Source organism: Oxalobacteraceae bacterium OTU3CAMAD1, from assembly GCA_024123915.1.
Taxonomy (GTDB): domain Bacteria; phylum Pseudomonadota; class Gammaproteobacteria; order Burkholderiales; family Burkholderiaceae_D; genus Rugamonas.
Genome location: CP099650.1, coordinates 5,646,876 through 5,662,120, shown reverse-complemented (window position 1 = coordinate 5,662,120; position 15,245 = coordinate 5,646,876). Strand labels below are relative to the sequence as shown.

Genomic DNA, 15,245 nt, shown 5'->3' with positions numbered 1-15,245 from the left:
GTTATCTTCCGGCGCGCCGTGCTCGTCCATTCGAGCATGCCGCGCCGGGATTTTTTTGTGAGTCATCATGAGCCAGCCGCCTGTAGAGATTTCCCTTCCTCCAACTCCGGCCAGCAATGTGGCCACCGGTACGTCCCCCGCGGCCGAACCCGATCTCAGTAATCTTCCCCGCATCCCCCTACATGTCAACGCCCGAGGCCTCGCGCTCGGCGTCATCGCCACGGTCGCCTTTGTCTACGCGCTGCAATGGTCGCGCGGCTTCCTGGTTCCCCTCCTGCTCGGCATTCTGATCAGTTACACGCTCAGTCCATTGATGGGCTGGCTGGAGCGCCGCCACATTCCGCGCATCGTTGGCGCCACACTCATCACTTTTGCCATGGTCGGCGGCTCGGCGCTGGTGGTCGACAAGCTGCACGGCCAGTTCGAAGCCATCGTCGAAGAGCTGCCCAGCGCCGGCCATAAATTGTCGCGCCTGGTCTCGGAGCGCTTGCATGGCGGCTCCAGTGCGCTGCAGCGCATCCAGGCGGTCGCCACCGAATTGCAGCAGGCCACCGCCGGCGCCCAGGAACGACGCGCCTCGCGCCGCGCCGCGCCGGCCCCGGCCTCGGATTTTCCGCTGATGGATTGGGTCTGGGCCGGATCGATGGGCTTGGTGGGTTTCCTGAGCCAGGCCACGATGGTGATCTTCCTGGTGTTTTTCCTGCTGCTGTCGGGCGATACGTTCAAGCGCAAGCTGGTGAAGTTGACCGGGCCGTCGCTGTCGAAGAAGAAGATCACCGTACACATTCTCGAGGATATCAACACCTCGATCCAGAAATACATGCTGATGCTTCTGGTGACCAACGGCCTGCTGGCGCTGCTGATGTGGGTGGCGCTGCGCTGGATCGGCCTTGAGAACGCCGGGGCCTGGGCCATCGTGGCCGGCTTGCTGCACTTGATGCCTTATTTCGGTCCCTTGTTGATCATGCTGGCCACGGGGATCGTCGCCTTCCTGCAATTCGAATCGCTGCAGATGAGTTTGCTGGTGATGGGGAGTTCGCTGGCTATCGCCACCCTGGTCGGGACGGTGATCACGACCTGGATGACGGGGCGTTTCGCGCGCATGAACGCGGCGGCGGTGTTCGTCAGCCTGCTGTTCTGGGGCTGGTTGTGGGGCGTCTGGGGTTTGCTGCTGGGCGTGCCGGTGATCGTGATCGTCAAGGTCGTCGCCGAGCGGGTCGAGGGGATGGAAGTGGTGGCGGAGTTGCTGGGCGAGTAGCCTGGCAGCCGAACATAGCGAAAGGCCGGCAATGCGCCGGCCTCTTTTTTTGCGGACACCGTTATGAACGATAACCCTGGCGCCGTCGCGGAAATACGTAGGGCGGATTAGCGCAGCGTAATCGGCCATGCATGCGTCGCGTGGACGCATGCATGGCCGATTACGGCGTTCCGCCTAATCCGCCCTACGTGGTTACTGTTTTGGTTTGCGGCGGTGGGCGGTGCCGCAAGCTACCCAACTGCAGCGCGTACTGCCGGGCGAACTCCGCACCCAGGAAGAAGATCTGCGCCGAGTAATACACCCACAGCAGCAGCGCGATCACCGAGCCCGCAGCGCCATAGCTGCTGGCCACGCCGCTGTTGCCGATGTAGGCGCCGATCGCATACTTCCCCAACGAGAACAAGGCCGCCGTGCCCAGCGCGCCGATGGTCACGTCGTGCCATGACAGCGTTACCCGCGGCAGCATCTTGAAGATCACGCCGAACAGCGCGGCGATCACGGTGAAGCTGATCGCGTAGTTAATGCCGGTTAGCAGATCGCCGGCGTTGACCCACACGCTGTGCACGTATTTCTCCAGCACCGTCAACACCGCGCTCACCACCAGCGACACCATCAGCAGGAACGCCAGCACCAGCACCATGCCGAACGACAGCAAGCGGGTGCGGACGACGTCCCACACCGTGCCGGTTTTGAGCGGCGGCACCTGCCAGATCGCGTCCAGGCTTGCCTTGAGTTCGGCGAACACGGTGGTGGCGCCAAACAGCAGCAGGGCGCCGGCGATCAAGGTGGCAAGGCGTCCTTCCTCCTTGCTGCGGGCGCCGGCCAGCACCAGCTGGATCGCCTCGGCGCCCTGGTTGCCGACCAGGCCGCGCAGCTGCGCGAACAGCTCGCCCTGGGCCGCCTGCGGGCCGTAGAACCAGCCGGCGATCGCCAGCACCAGCACCAGGATCGGGGCCAGCGAAAACAGCGTGTAGAAGGCCAGCGCCGCGCCCATGCTGCCGCCGCGATGGTCGAGCCATTCGTAGACGGTGCATTTCAGTACAGAGACTATGTTTTTGTTCATATAAAAAAAAAGCCCCGCAACTTTCGTCGCGGGGCTCCTCAATTAATTAATTAATTGACGCGGCGTTCGATCGTGATCTGTTCGACCTCGACGCGACGGTTAGGTTCCAGGCACTTGATCAGGTCAGCACGTTTCTTGTTGTCGCAGGTGACAACAGGATTGGCTTCGCCCTTGCCTTCGGCGACCAGGCGGTTGGCGGCGACGCCTTTACCGACCAGGTACTCCTTGACCGAGTTGGCACGCTTCTCGGACAGCTTCTGGTTGTACTTGTCGCTGCCCAGACGGTCGGCGTAGCCGGTGATGACGACGTTGTCGACGGTCGGGTTGGCGTTCAGCACGGTGGCGATCTCGTCCAGCTTAGGCTGGTTCGGGTTCAGCTTGGCGCTGTCGAAGGTGAACAGCTCGGTCGACGACATCGTCACTTTTTCGAAGCGTGCCGGCGGTGGTGGCGGTGGAGCGACCGGTGCTGGCGGCGGTGGCGGCTGCACGGCTTCCGGCGCAGGCGGCGGTGCCGGTGGAGCAGGGCGCGGTGGCGCGGCGAACGCGAAGTTCAGGCCGACGGTCAGGTAGACGTTGTCCGCTTTGCTAGGCGGGAAGGCATCGCCGCGCAGGAAGGCGTGCTGGTTGCGGATGTCCGCCTGGAAGCTGGTGCGCTCGTTCAGGTCGGCCTGGAAACCCAGGCCGGCGCTGACGTACGGCGAGTTCTTGGCGATTTCGCCGAAGGTGTTCAGGTTCGACTTGTCGCGCTCGACGCCGGCGCCGACCAGGATGAACGGACGGAACGATTTACGGGAGAACATATACAGGGCGTCCGCGCCCAGGCTCTGCTGCTGATAGCGCTCGCCGTTTTCCTTCGCGCGGGAATAGGTGCCGCCCAGCTGGACGTCCCAGTTCTGGTTCAGGGCTTTACCGAACTTCAGGCCGCCGCCGTAGCCCTTCTTGTCAACGCCGAATGCGTCGTTGTCAGGCTTCATGCCGTTGATGCTCGGCTGGACGTACCACGATGGATTGATGACCGCGTCTTGAGCGACGGCGGAGAACGACGCGCAGAGTGCTGCGACGGCGAGGACGATTTTCTTAGTTTTATTCAAAGTATGCTCCCGATTGATAAATATGGCGGTTTGTTGCTTCATCAGCAGCAGTGCAGTGTTTTACCGCTGTTGGACCGAAGAATAGGTAACTTTCATGATGTGGTCGGTTCGCTACCGCACAAAAGCTTGCGCTGTATCAAATCGTACACAAAAATTGAAACCTTTGCTTGATTACTACGGTCCGAAGACTAAAGGGCTGAAAGTCAGGACGTAAAAACGCACTGGGAATCAGTTCACAGTTCAATAAGTCTGACGTTCTGTCACTAATGTTCGTTGCCGCACAGACTGGTGCGCCACGAAAAGGCATTCTTGAGTCAGATGCAGAGACTGTGGCGTTTCACACCGTAGGCCACCCCCTCTCGCTGCCACTAATCTCGGCAAATTGTTATAAGGAGTGTTCAAATGCATGCAGTTAGACAACCTCAACATCTGGTTCAGAACGAGATGAAAGCTTCGCCGGAAATGCAGGCGACCACCAAGCTGATGCTGGTGGAACGTCCGGCCCCGGCCCCTCTGGACCGCAAACCGGCGCTGTCGATGGCGTCGATCGAGCGTGTGCGTTCGACCTCTGCGACCCTGCGTCGCATCGAAAATATGCAAAAACTGATCGGCGAGCTGTCCATGCACGAGATGCTCGCCGACGAAATCGCCTGGTTCCTCAAGTTCTCGCCGTCCGGCGCCCGCAAATACATCCGCGACCTGCGCGAAGCCGGCGTCATCGAGCTGGCCCGCTATGTCGAAGGCACCGCCACCTACCTGGGCAAGGCCGTCTACCAGCTGACCCCCGACCCGGAGCGCGTCGCCGCCTTCCTGGCCGCGATCGTCCAGCCGAAGCGCGAAGGCGCGCCGCCGCGCAAGGAACGCCCGGGCATCCGTGAGCAGGCCATGGCCGGCAGCGGCCGCCATTTCCACATCCTGGCCGACGACACGCACTACGCGATCCGCGTCAACCGCGGCCCGGTCATGCGCGATCCGCTGGTCGCAGCGCTGTTCGGTTCGGCCCCTTCGGAGCAAAAAGCCGCCGACTAAGCCGCAGGCCGCCGCAGGTGTATCATCGACAGCCGGGCATGCCCGGCTGTTTGCATATTGAAAAGCAGACAAGCCGCCCCACTTAGCCAGCAATGGATATCACACGGACGCGCGGCACATGGAAGCTTTAATCTGGATCGGCCTGACGGCGCTGGCGATAGCGCTGCCTTTTTATGTGCCCCGCTGGCGCCTGCAAAGGGTGCTGGCCAGGCCGTTGCCGGCCGAGGCGCAAGCCGTTTTACACCGCAACATTCCCGTCTACCGCCGCATGACACCGGATTTGCAGCAACAGCTGCAACGGCTGGTCGTGCAATTTTTGCATCAGAAAAAATTCGTCGGCTGCGAAGGCGTCGAGGTCACCGACGAGATGGCCGTCATCATCGCCGGCCAGGCATGCCTGCTGTTGCTCAACCGTCCGACCAAGGTCTACCCGGCGCTGCACACCATCCTGGTCTATCCGAGCGAGTTCGTGGCGCGCCGCGCCGAGGTCGGCCCGGGCGGCGTCGTCACGCCGGGGCACCAAAGCATGCTGGGCGAATCGTGGGACGACGGCCGCGTCGTGCTGTCGTGGGACAATGTGAGGCGCGGCGCCGACGACTGGACCGACGGCCACAACATCGTGCTGCACGAGTTCGCGCACCAGCTCGACAGCGAGTCCGGCCGCGCCAACGGCGCCCCCTACCTGGGCAGCCCGGACAGCTACAACGAGTGGGCCGAGGTCTTGTCGCGCAATTTCCAGAATCTGCGGCACAGCGCGATGTACCGCCAGCACAGCGTGATGGACCATTACGGCGCCACCAATCCGGCCGAGTTTTTCGCCGTGGCCACCGAAACCTTCTTTGAAAAGCCGTACCAGATGGCCGAGCACCACGGCGAGCTGTTCGCCGAGTTCCTCAAGTACTATCGCGTCGACCCGCGCGAGTGGCTGCCGCCCCCGCCGCCGCCCGAACCGCCGGCAGATCCCGCCTACGGCTGGACGCCGACCTGGTCCCATTAGCGGTCGATATTTGCGGAGACACGTAGGGCGGATTAGGCGGCACGCCGTAATCGGCCATGCACGCGTCAACGCGACGCGCGCATGGCCGATTACGCTTCGCTAATCCGCCCTACGTCATCATGGTTGAGGCATAATTGGTAATGAGCGACGCCAGTGAGGCTATCACCATGCAATTTGACGAGTTCGAATTATTTTCCTCCGACGCCAGCGCGCCCCGCGCCGCTCCGGCCGCCGCCGCCGAGGCGACGTCGCCCATTGTCCGGCTGCAGTACCTGGTCGACAACACCCCGGGCATCATCTATTGCACCGTGCCCAGCGGCGACTTCAAGATGACCTTCGTCAGCAACAACGCCTTCAATGTGCTGGGCTACCGTCCCGAGCAGATGGTGGCCGACCCCAATTTCTGGTTCGACCACATCCACCCCGACGACGCCCCCAATATCTTCTCCAGCCTGGCGCTGATCTTCACCGAGGGCCAGCGCGCCTATGAATACCGCTTCCGCATCCATGACGGCAGCTATCTGTGGATGCACGATTCGCTGCGCCTGATCCGCGACGAGAAGGGCGCGCCGTTGGAGGTGATCGGCTCGCTGACCGACATCACCCAGCGCAAGCTCATGGAGGAGGCGCTGCAGGCGCGCGGCGTCGAGCAGCAACAACTGATCGGCGAACTGCGCAGTGCCCACGAGCAGCTGCTGCAATCGGAGAAGATGGCGTCGATCGGCCAACTGGCCGCCGGCATCGCCCACGAGATCAACAATCCGGTCGGCTTCGTCAATTCCAATATGAGCTCGCTGAAGAACTATGTCGGCACCTTGCTCGGCGTGATCGACAAATACGAGCAGGCGGCCGCGCCCCATCCCAACCTGGCGGCCCAGCTGGCCGCGCTGCGCAGCCAGGCCGACCTGGAATTCCTCAAGGAGGACGTGACCGACCTGGTGCGCGAATCGATGGACGGCCTCAAGCGGGTCAAGGACATCGTCCAGGCGCTCAAGGATTTTTCGCACGTCGGCGAGACGGAGTGGCAGGTGGCCGATCTGCACCACGGCCTCGACAGCACGCTGACCATCGTCAGCAACGAGATCAAGTACAAGGCGCGGGTCGACAAGGCGTACGGCGTGCTGCCGCCGGTCACCTGCCTGGCCTCGCAACTGAACCAGGTGTTCATGAATTTGCTGGTCAACGCGGCGCACGCGCTGCGCGACCAGGGCGGCGTGATCACGATACGCACCGGCACGGAGGGCAGCGGCCCGGACGGCTGGGTATGGATCGAGGTCGGCGACAACGGCGTCGGCATCGAGCAGGCCAACCTCAATCGCATCTTCGAACCGTTCTTCACCACCAAGCCGGTCGGCAGCGGCACGGGCCTGGGGCTGTCGCTGTCCTACGGCATCGTCAACCGCCATGGCGGGCGCATCGACGTCGCCTCGGTGGTCGGCAAGGGCACGCGCTTCACGGTGCACCTGCCGGTGCGCCCGCCGCAATCGCTGGAGACGCCCGCGAAGGCATGACGGGCGTGGCCGTTGCCGGCCGCGCGCTCAATCAGCTTTCGGATTGCGCACCCAAATCGACAGCCGGCCGCCGCTCTTCGATTCGAAATCCTGCACCTGCTGGATCATGCGGGCGTCGAGCGTGTGGTCCACCGTCAGCAGCATCAAGCCGTCGCGGCTGATCAGGTCGCGCGCCAGCACCATGCCGGGCAACAGTTCGCCCGACAACACCTCGACCCCGACCACCGCCGCGCTCACGCCGCCGTCCATGATCTGGCGGAAGGCCGCCACCACGTTCGGATCGTAGCGCTTGCCGCTGGCGTCGAGGATCAGCGACTTGGCCTCGTCGGGGCGCAGGTGGCGCTGCACCATGCCGCCCTGTTGCAGGTTGTAATAGTCCACGGCCAGCGACAGGATGCGCGCGCCCAGCGGAATCGCCAGCCCGGCCAGGCCGTCGGGGAAGCCGTTGCCGTCGAAGCGTTCGAGCTGGGCGCGCAGGATGGCGGCGCTGCCGCGCAACTCCTCGAGCGGCATTAAGAGCTCGGCGGCGCGGATCGGATGCTTGCGGAACAGGCCCAGCGAGTCGCCGGTCAGCATCGTCAGCGGCGTCGACAGCATGTCGTCGCTGAAGCCGATCTTGCCGATGTCGTGCAGCAGCGCGGCGATGAACACGTCCTGGCTTTCCTTGGCGTCCAGTTCGAGCCGCACCGACAGCTGGCGCGCCAGGTCGGCCACCTGGCGCGCGTGGCCGGGCTGGTTGTGCGCGCGCAGCTCGATCATGGTCGAGAAGATCTTGATGGTGGTGACGAAATTGGTCTTGAGCTTGTTGTTGGCCGCCACCGTGGCCTCGTGCTCGACCTTGAGTAGCCTGGTGCGTGCCTCGACCTTGGCCTCCAGGCTCTGGTTGAGCAGCTTGAGCTCCTCGTTCTGGCGCAGCGCCAGCGCTTCCAGGCGCTGCTTGTCGATCTCGAGCTGGCGGCGCTCCAGCGCGTGGCGCACCAGCAATAGCATGTCGCTGTCTTCCCACGGCTTGGTGATGTAGCGGTAGATCTCGCCGCAATTGATGGCGTCCTGGATCGACTGGATGTCCGAATAGCCGGTCAGCAGGATGCGCACGGTGTCGGGCCAGCGCGTGCGCACCTGGGCCAGGAAGCGGGCGCCGTCCATCTCCGGCATGCGCATGTCGGAGATGACCAGGTCGACCGCCTCCTTCTCGAGCACCTCCAGCCCCAGCGCGCCGCCCTCGGCGGTGAGCACGCGGTAGCCGTTGGCGCGGAACAGGCGCCGCAGCGACGACAGGATGTTCGGTTCGTCGTCGACGCACAGCACGGTGGCCGGCGCGGCCGGGGCGTTGGGCGAGATGGAGGTGGGGAGCGCTTGATTCATGCTGGTGGGTCCTCGGTGGCGGCGCCATGGCGAATGGGTAGCCGCACGCGGAAACGGGTACCCTGGCCGAGCGCGGTATCGACGTCGATACTGCCGCTGTGTTTTTGTACGATGCCGTAGGCCAGCGACAGGCCGAGGCCGGTGCCCTTGCCGACGGCCTTGGTCGTGAAGAAGGGGTCGAAGATGCGCGAGACGGTCTCCGGCGCGATGCCGCTGCCGTTGTCGCCGATCTCCAGCCACACGTGGTCGTCGCCGTCGCGGCCGGTGCGCACGGTGATGCGTCCGCGCTGCTCGCCGATGGCGTGGGCGGCGTTGACGATCAGGTTCATCACCACCTGGTTGATTTGCAGCGGCAGGCATTGGATGTCGGGGATGTCGCCGTACTCCTTGACGACGTCGGCCTTGTATTTGACCTCGTTGCTGACGATGTTCAAGGTCGAATCGATGCCGCGGTGCAGGTCGGCCCAGACCCATTCCTGGTTGGCGTCCACCCGCGAGAAATCCTTCAGGTCCTGCACGATGTGGCGTACCCGCACGATGCCTTCGCCCGACTCGGCCATCAGGGTGGGGATGTCCTGGCGCAGGAAGTCGAGGTCGATGCGCTCGCGCATGGCGCGCAGGGTGGCGGCGTCGGGCGCCGACAGCGACGGCTCGGCGCGCTGGTAGGCGTCGAGCATGCCGAACAGCTGGTCCAGATAGTTTTGCAGCGTGCGGAAGTTCGAGAAGATATAGCCGATCGGATTGTTGATCTCGTGGGCCACGCCGGCGGCCAGCTGGCCGATCGAGGCCAGCTTGTCGGCCTGCAGCAATTGCTGCTGGGCGCGCGACAGTTGCTGGTTCAGCTCCGTCAATTCCAGGTTGCTGCGGCGCAGCTCGGCCTCGGCCAGCAGGCGCTGGGCGATGTCCTCCTGCAGCTTGGCGTTCATGTCGGCCAACTGGCCGGTGCGCTTCTCGACCACGTGTTCCAGGTTGTCGTGGGCGCGGCGCAGCGCGTTCTCCGCCACCCGCCGCTCGGTGACGTCGCGCAAGGTTTCGATGGCGCCGACCACGCGCCCGCCGCCGTCGCGCAGCGGGGCGGCGGTGAAATGCAGCCAGTGGCCGCTGGCGCCGATGTTGGGGAAAAACTCCTCGACCTCGTAGGCGTCCGGGATCAGCGGCGAGCGCCGGTGCTTGCCCGGATACAGCCGTTCGAGCTCGTTCTCGAGTTCGTCGGCGTCGCCGGCGATGACCACGTCCGCCAGCAAGGGCCTCGGTTTGGAGTAGAACGCCTGCCAGTGGTTGGCGGTGCCGACCATGTCGGTCTTGGCCCAGCCCAGCAACTGTTCGCAGGCGCGGTTCCAGTGGGTGACCACGTGCCGGGTGTCGATGGCGAAGGTGGCCACCGGGTGGCCGTCGAAGAACTCCGACAGCGCAATGTTGCCGGGGGCGTCGTGCTCGGCCGTCATGGAGGTGGTCGCGTGGTTCATGGCGTCAAGGTCTGGCACATGTCGTGGAACAGCTGCTCGGCCTCGGCGAACGCGCTGTCCCAGGCGCCGTCGTCCAGGTCCAGCGCCTGCCAGACCTCCAGCGATACCGGCGGCACCTGGTCGTCCTCCTGGCCGGACATGTCGAGCGCGTGGGCCAGGATGTTGGCCATGTAGATCACCGTGGTCAGGGTTGGGGCGGCGCGGCCGCGTCCCGTGGCCTGCGCGGCGGCCTCGTCGGCCAGGTGATGCCCGGCCACCGCCGCCTGGATCTGTTGCGGGAATTTCCAGTGGGCCGTCAGCGCGGCGCCGACGGCGGCGTGGTCGATGCCGAACACGGCCAGCTGGGCGGCCGAGGTGACGCAATCGTGTTCGCGCCGGTGGGCCGCCACGCGCCGGTAGTCGGCCGGAAACCGGGTGCACAGCACCAGGGTGCCGAGGTCGTGCAGCAGGCCGGCGGTGAAGGCGGTGTCCGGATTGACGCCGCAGCGCGGCGCCAGCACGCGCGCGCACACGGCGCTGCCGATGGCGTGGCGCCAGAACGCCTGGAAGTCGAACTCGACGTCCTTGTTGGGCGTGAAGCTGGCCGTCACCGAACAGGCCGTCACCAGGGTGCGGATGCTGTGGAAGCCGAGCACCGAGATGGCCTGCTGGATGGTGGTGACCTTGGATTGCAGGCCGTAGAACGAGGAGTTGGCCAGGCGCAGCGTTTTGGCCGTGAGCGCCTGGTCGAGCGCGATCTTGGCCGCCAGCACATGGGTGTCGATGTCCTCCTGCTCCATCGTGGCCAGCAGTTCGGCCACCACCGCCGGCAGCGATGGCAGATCGCGCACGCATTTGATGATATCGTCGGCCGCGATCACGCCGGGTCCTTGTGGCGGTAGGCGCGCAGCGCGCGCAGCAGCTGTTCGCCGCCGGCGTCGTCGCCGCTGTGGCGGAACAGCCGCTCCAGCCTTTGCATGCGCAATTCGCGCTCGCGCGCCAGTTGCGCCGGATCGATTTCCTCGGCGTCCTCGTCGGTCCATACCACGCAGCGCTCCACGCCGCGCCGGCGCAGCGACGCCAGCATGCTGTCGGTGAGCGCGGCGTCGCGCGGCAGCAGCACGCCGCCGTGGGCGTCGAGCAGGGCGCAGGCCAGGGTCATGCCGGCGGCGGCATGGTCGAGGTCGATCTCGGTCGATTTGGCGGCGTTCATGATGCTTCCCCCGTAAGGCTCAACGTGATCAGGCTGCCGCGCGAGGCCGAGCTCTCACCCATCGGGTACACCACCACCGCGTAGCGGCGGCCGTCGATGTCGGCCAGGTGGCGGGTCGGACTGGCGTGGCGCGGCGCTTCCTCGCCGCCGGCGGCATGGCCGGGATCGTCGGTCCCGGGCGGCGGAAACAACTGCGGCAGCACGCTGCCCGCTTCGTTGCCCAGCAGCGCGCCGCTGTGGCGGAACAAGCCCTCGGCGGCGCCGTTGATGAAGGCGATCATGCCGCTGTCGTCCATGCCGATCACCGGCAACGGCAGATGCTGCAGCACCTCGCGCGCCACGCTCAGGCTGACTTCGTCGCGGCTGATCTGCCGCTGCTTTTCCAGCAGCAGTTCTTCCAGCTGGCGGTTGGCGGCGGCCAGCTCCAGGTTGGCGCTGCGCACCTCCAGATGCAGGCGCTGGTTGTCGTCGGCGATTTCCTTGAGGCGGAACGCCTCGGCCACATGGCCGCGCAGCAGTTCGTCGTCCCACGGCTTGGTCAGGAATTTGTAGATCGCCCCCTCGTTGACGGCGTCGGTGACCGACTGCAGTTCGGTGTAGCCGGAGAGCATGATGCGTATGGTTTCCGGATATTGCTGCTTGGCCTTGCGCAGGAAATCGGCGCCCAGCATGCCGGGCATGCGCTGGTCGGAGATGATGACGTCGACCGGCTGCCGGGCCAGCAAATCCAGGCCTTGCTGGCCGTCGTTGGCGCTGTAGATTTCGTACTGGTCGGTGCGCAGCAGGCGCTTCAGCGCGGAGACGATGTTGGGCTCGTCGTCGACCAGCAGCAGGCGGCGCGGCGGCTTGTGCATGCGCCGCAGGTGCGGCGCCAGCGCGCGGCCGCTGGCCAGCAGGTGGCCGACCTCGTCGGCGGCGAGCGGCGGGGAAAAGAAATAGCCCTGGATCAAATCGCACATATTGCGCCGCAGGAAATCGCACTGGGCCTCGGTCTCGACGCCCTCGGCCACCACCTTCATGCCCAGGTGGTGCGCCATGGCGATCAGGGTCTTGCACATGGCCGCGTCGTGGCCGCTGGTGACGACGTCGCGGATGAAGTGGGCGTCGATCTTGAGCGCGTCGAACGGAAAGCGTTTGAGGTTGCTGAGCGAGGCGTAGCCGGTGCCGAAGTCGTCCAGGGTCAGGCTCAGCCCCGAGGCCTTGAAGCCGGCCAGCAGGGCGTCGCATTCCGCGCCCGCTTGCGTGAGCGCGCTCTCGGTCACTTCCAGGGTCAGCCTGTCGGGCGCGATATCGCAATCTTTCAGCATCGCGGCCACGGCGGCGCCCAGGGCCGGGTCGCGGAACTGGCTGGGGGCGACATTGATCGCTACCTTCAAGCCGCTCAGGCCGGCGGCGTGCCAGGCGTGCAGGTCGCGGCAGGCGCGGCCCAACACCCAATCGTCGATGGCGCCGGCCAGGCCGGCGGCGTCGGCCAGCGCCAGGAATTCGCGCGCGGCCAGCATGCCGTGTTCGGGATGGCGCCAGCGCACCAGCGCCTCCAGGCTGGCCACGGCCCCGGTCTGCAGATCGACCAGCGGCTGGTACAGCAGCACCAGCTCGTCGGACGCCAGCGCCTGCCGGAGGCCGGCGCCGAGGTCGGCGTGCTCGCCGGCCGGAGGCGACGCCAGCAGCGGCGCGCGCGCGGCGCTGCCGGTATCGTCGGCGACGGTGGCCGGCGCGAAAAGGGACCGCGGGAATCGGGCGGTAGTCATCGGCGTTCCTATTGAAATGCAAGCTGATTGCTGCAAAAAAACCTCTGCCGTCACCCGGTCGATTATACGGCGAAGCCAGCATTAGTTGTCATCCGGTACGAACGCGTTGCACGCATGGGACAGTCCCCGTCAGCGCACCGGGCCGGCGAAAACAGGCGTCCACAGTGCGCGAGCGCACGGAAACGCCGGCCGCGCGGGCGCATATTGCGCTGGTGGGCTTCGGCCGAAACCAGGGAGAAAAGCATGAGCAATATTATTGCGGGGCATTTCCAGTTGCAGGATGAGATCGCGGATGCGCGCATCGCCTTGCTGCGCGCCGGCTTCGCGGCCGAGCGCATCAGCGCGTTCTATGTCAACCCGGCCGGGCAGCACGATATGTACGAGCTCGGCGGCGACCATGACAAGTCGCCCGGCGCCAAGGAGACCGACGAGGGCGTGGTGCAGGGCGGCGCCACCGGCGCCGTGGCCGGCGCGGTGGCCGGCACCGCCGCGATTCCGGTGGCCGGCCCGTTGGGCCCGGTGGTGGGCGCGCTGGTCGGCGCCCACGTCGGTTCGCTGTTCAGTTTTTCGAAGATGAAGGACGCCGGCGAGGCCGAGGACGGCAGTTCGGAGAACATGCGCGCGCCGCGCAAGTCGGGCATGATGATCGCCGTCGAGGTGGTCGACAGCGGCCAGGAGCAAAAGGCCCTCGACGTGCTGCGCGGCCTGGGCGCCAAGGATGTCGAACGCGCCGAGGGCAGCATCAGCGGCGGCGATTGGCGCGACTTCAATCCGAACTCGCGGCCCGTGCCCGCGTAGGCCCGTCACGCCGTTGCGGCGATCCCCGGGGCCGGCGGCGTCATCGCCGTCGTTGCTCCATGCGCGTCTGGCAACCGATGCACAGGCGCGCCTCCGGCCGCGCGTCAAGCCGCGAGAAGCCGATTTCCTCGCCACAGTTTTCGCACAGTCCGTAGCTCTGGTCGTCGAACTTGGCGAGAGCCTGCCTGACCATGGACAACTGTTTGGTGGTGTGGGCCGCCGTCTCGTGGACGAGGGCGTTGAGCGTGCGCTGGCTGGCGTTGTCGGCGGGCGAGGCTTCGGCCTCGTGCGGCAGAGGCAGGCGCACGTCGGTGTTGCGGTCCAGATCGTCCGCGAGTTGGCTCAGCAGCGCCTTGCGGGCGCGCTCCAGCCGCGCCTGCAAGGTCTGCCATTGATGTTCTTCCAGTCCGTTCATGCCGCGCGCTCCTTACCCCATTGGACCGGTGATGGCGCGGTTTTGTTCGGCCCAGCGGGAAGCGGGCGTTGATGCGCTGCGATGCGGCGCGGCGTCAGCCAGGCGCGTCCATCGCCTCCAGATGGTGCTTGATGGTCTCGAACGGCTTGGCCAGTTTGTCGGGTTTGCCGGTGGCGATGGCCGCCGCCAGGCTCAGCAGTTCGCCGGTCAGCTGGATCAAATCCTTGGTGTGCTGGATCTTGCGGATTTTTTCCTGCGCGCGGTCGGTCACTTCCAGCAACTGTTTCTGGGCGCCGCCCAGTCCGCTCGCGGCCAGCACCGCCGCTTCCAGGTACAGGCTGTTGGCGCGTTGGCGCAGCGCGACTTCGTTTTCGAACAGCGCCTGCGCGACCGTCTGCTGGATGACGGGCGGTTTCTGGCGGATATCGCGCATCAGGCGGGTGTGCAGGGCGTCGGCGCTGGCGGACAGGCTGTCGGCCAGCGCTTCGAGGTCCAGTTGGATGGGATTGGTAGTCATCGCTGCTCCTGTGTGGGCTTAGTTGGGCGGGATCTGGTCGAGCAGCGCGCGGTGGCTCTGTTCGATCGCCGCCAGGTTTTTCTGCGCCAGGGTCTGGCGCTGGCCGATCAGGCGGTACTCGGCTTGTTTGTTCTGCTGCGCGCTTTTCGCCAGCGCCGTCAGCAGGCGGTCGCGGGTGGGGTCGAGGAAGGGAATCTCCGACTCCAGCATGCCGATGACGATGCGCTCCTCGTTCTCGCTGGACTTGTCGTACAGCCTCAGCAAAGTGCTCATCGCCTCGAGCAGATCGCGCACCGGCTGCTCGGCCTCGCGCATGACCTCGTTGACGGCGCGTTCCTGCGTTTTCGCCGTAATGGCGCGCGCGATCAGGGTCGTCAGCCGGGTGAAGGCGTTGACGTGTTTCTCTTCGATGCCGGAGTCGGGCCAGGCCTTGATGCCGCCGCCGATGGTCTTGAGCTGGTCGCGCAGCTCGTACTGCTCGTCGCCGGCCAGCACGCCGAGCGTCTGCATGTACGCCTGCACGCCGTATTGCAGCTTGACGAAATCGTCGCACGCCTGCCGGCGCTTGGCGTCGAGTTCGGCCTCGCGGGCGTCGGCGGCGGGGGTCAGGAAGGGCTGTTCGCGCTGGTAGGTTGTGCGGTAGCGCTCGGTCAATTCGTGATACGCGTTGAGCTTGGGCGCCTGGGCGGCGAAGGCGCGCACCTCGGCCATGCGCGGCGTGCTGCTGGCGCAACCGCCAAGCAGGGCCAGCAATCCGAGTAACAGGAAAAGACGCGGCAGTTTCATGGGTGC

Annotated in this window: 15 protein-coding genes; 5 read left to right on the top strand and 10 right to left on the bottom strand. The window is 65.6% G+C overall.

Going from position 1 to position 15,245, the window contains the following annotated elements; all coding sequences use genetic code 11:
* Positions 1 to 67 precede the first annotated feature (67 nt).
* Positions 68 to 1,258 carry an AI-2E family transporter gene (locus NHH88_24070; GenBank protein ID USX12739.1) on the top strand — a complete coding sequence of 397 codons (1,191 nt, stop codon included), beginning with the start codon at positions 68 to 70 and terminating at the stop codon, positions 1,256 to 1,258.
* A gap of 184 nt (positions 1,259 to 1,442) precedes the next feature.
* On the opposite strand, the gene NHH88_24065 is transcribed toward NHH88_24070, so the two are convergent.
* A complete protein-coding gene (locus tag NHH88_24065; GenBank protein ID USX12738.1) occupies positions 1,443 to 2,321 on the bottom strand; it encodes a YihY/virulence factor BrkB family protein in 879 nt (292 codons plus the stop codon).
* A gap of 50 nt (positions 2,322 to 2,371) precedes the next feature.
* A complete protein-coding gene (locus NHH88_24060) occupies positions 2,372 to 3,412 on the bottom strand; it encodes an OmpA family protein (GenBank protein USX12737.1) in 1,041 nt (346 codons plus the stop codon).
* 444 nt (positions 3,413 to 3,856) lie between these two features.
* Between NHH88_24060 and NHH88_24055 the strand changes: the two genes are divergently transcribed.
* The 3 genes from NHH88_24055 (at position 3,857) to NHH88_24045 (ending at position 6,949) form a co-directional block, all read left to right on the top strand.
* Positions 3,857 to 4,441, top strand: coding sequence for a winged helix-turn-helix domain-containing protein (locus tag NHH88_24055; protein ID USX12736.1), 585 nt, complete (start codon positions 3,857 to 3,859; stop codon positions 4,439 to 4,441).
* Between the two features lie 118 nt (positions 4,442 to 4,559).
* A complete protein-coding gene (locus tag NHH88_24050) occupies positions 4,560 to 5,438 on the top strand; it encodes a zinc-dependent peptidase (protein USX12735.1) in 879 nt (292 codons plus the stop codon).
* 167 nt (positions 5,439 to 5,605) lie between these two features.
* Positions 5,606 to 6,949 (top strand): ATP-binding protein, encoded by a 1,344-nt coding sequence (locus tag NHH88_24045; protein ID USX12734.1) that lies wholly within the window; start codon positions 5,606 to 5,608, stop codon positions 6,947 to 6,949.
* Between the two features lie 27 nt (positions 6,950 to 6,976).
* On the opposite strand, the gene NHH88_24040 is transcribed toward NHH88_24045, so the two are convergent.
* Genes NHH88_24040 through NHH88_24020 form a run of 5 tightly spaced genes read right to left on the bottom strand, consistent with a single transcriptional unit; the run spans position 6,977 to position 12,723 of the window.
* The gene (locus NHH88_24040) at positions 6,977 to 8,314 is read right to left on the bottom strand and encodes a response regulator (protein USX12733.1); all 1,338 of its coding nucleotides are present in this window, start codon (positions 8,312 to 8,314) and stop codon (positions 6,977 to 6,979) included.
* A complete protein-coding gene (locus tag NHH88_24035; GenBank protein USX12732.1) occupies positions 8,311 to 9,780 on the bottom strand; it encodes an ATP-binding protein in 1,470 nt (489 codons plus the stop codon). Before NHH88_24035 ends, NHH88_24040 begins: the two co-directional genes overlap by 4 nt.
* Positions 9,777 to 10,640, bottom strand: coding sequence for an HDOD domain-containing protein (locus tag NHH88_24030; GenBank protein USX12731.1), 864 nt, complete (start codon positions 10,638 to 10,640; stop codon positions 9,777 to 9,779). The genes NHH88_24035 and NHH88_24030 overlap by 4 nt, the downstream gene beginning before the upstream one ends.
* Entirely contained in the window at positions 10,637 to 10,972 is a 336-nt protein-coding gene (locus tag NHH88_24025) for a hypothetical protein (GenBank protein ID USX12730.1), read from the bottom strand. Before NHH88_24025 ends, NHH88_24030 begins: the two co-directional genes overlap by 4 nt.
* Positions 10,969 to 12,723, bottom strand: a complete 1,755-nt coding sequence (locus tag NHH88_24020) for an EAL domain-containing protein (GenBank protein ID USX12729.1) — start codon at positions 12,721 to 12,723, stop codon at positions 10,969 to 10,971. The genes NHH88_24025 and NHH88_24020 overlap by 4 nt, the downstream gene beginning before the upstream one ends.
* A gap of 243 nt (positions 12,724 to 12,966) precedes the next feature.
* Between NHH88_24020 and NHH88_24015 the strand changes: the two genes are divergently transcribed.
* The gene (locus tag NHH88_24015) at positions 12,967 to 13,521 is read left to right on the top strand and encodes a hypothetical protein (protein ID USX12728.1); all 555 of its coding nucleotides are present in this window, start codon (positions 12,967 to 12,969) and stop codon (positions 13,519 to 13,521) included.
* Between the two features lie 40 nt (positions 13,522 to 13,561).
* Here NHH88_24015 and NHH88_24010 read toward each other — a convergent pair whose 3' ends face one another.
* The 3 genes from NHH88_24010 to NHH88_24000 form a co-directional block, all read right to left on the bottom strand.
* Positions 13,562 to 13,936, bottom strand: a complete 375-nt coding sequence (locus tag NHH88_24010) for a TraR/DksA family transcriptional regulator (protein USX12727.1) — start codon at positions 13,934 to 13,936, stop codon at positions 13,562 to 13,564.
* Positions 13,937 to 14,030: 94 nt separating this feature from the next.
* Complete coding sequence (locus NHH88_24005; protein ID USX12726.1) at positions 14,031 to 14,453, bottom strand: hypothetical protein; 423 nt, start codon at positions 14,451 to 14,453, stop codon at positions 14,031 to 14,033.
* Positions 14,454 to 14,471: 18 nt separating this feature from the next.
* Entirely contained in the window at positions 14,472 to 15,239 is a 768-nt protein-coding gene (locus NHH88_24000) for a hypothetical protein (protein ID USX12725.1), read from the bottom strand.
* Positions 15,240 to 15,245 lie beyond the last annotated feature (6 nt).

Coding starts and splice junctions, on each gene's coding strand:
- NHH88_24070 (USX12739.1), top strand. CDS start 68: ATGAGCCAGCCGCCTGTAGAGATTTCCCTTCCTCCAACTCCGGCCAGC.
- NHH88_24065 (USX12738.1), bottom strand. CDS start 2,321: ATGAACAAAAACATAGTCTCTGTACTGAAATGCACCGTCTACGAATGG.
- NHH88_24055 (USX12736.1), top strand. CDS start 3,857: ATGAAAGCTTCGCCGGAAATGCAGGCGACCACCAAGCTGATGCTGGTG.
- NHH88_24050 (USX12735.1), top strand. CDS start 4,560: ATGGAAGCTTTAATCTGGATCGGCCTGACGGCGCTGGCGATAGCGCTG.
- NHH88_24045 (USX12734.1), top strand. CDS start 5,606: ATGCAATTTGACGAGTTCGAATTATTTTCCTCCGACGCCAGCGCGCCC.
- NHH88_24040 (USX12733.1), bottom strand. CDS start 8,314: ATGAATCAAGCGCTCCCCACCTCCATCTCGCCCAACGCCCCGGCCGCG.
- NHH88_24035 (USX12732.1), bottom strand. CDS start 9,780: ATGAACCACGCGACCACCTCCATGACGGCCGAGCACGACGCCCCCGGC.
- NHH88_24025 (USX12730.1), bottom strand. CDS start 10,972: ATGAACGCCGCCAAATCGACCGAGATCGACCTCGACCATGCCGCCGCC.
- NHH88_24020 (USX12729.1), bottom strand. CDS start 12,723: ATGACTACCGCCCGATTCCCGCGGTCCCTTTTCGCGCCGGCCACCGTC.
- NHH88_24015 (USX12728.1), top strand. CDS start 12,967: ATGAGCAATATTATTGCGGGGCATTTCCAGTTGCAGGATGAGATCGCG.
- NHH88_24010 (USX12727.1), bottom strand. CDS start 13,936: ATGAACGGACTGGAAGAACATCAATGGCAGACCTTGCAGGCGCGGCTG.
- NHH88_24005 (USX12726.1), bottom strand. CDS start 14,453: ATGACTACCAATCCCATCCAACTGGACCTCGAAGCGCTGGCCGACAGC.
- NHH88_24000 (USX12725.1), bottom strand. CDS start 15,239: ATGAAACTGCCGCGTCTTTTCCTGTTACTCGGATTGCTGGCCCTGCTT.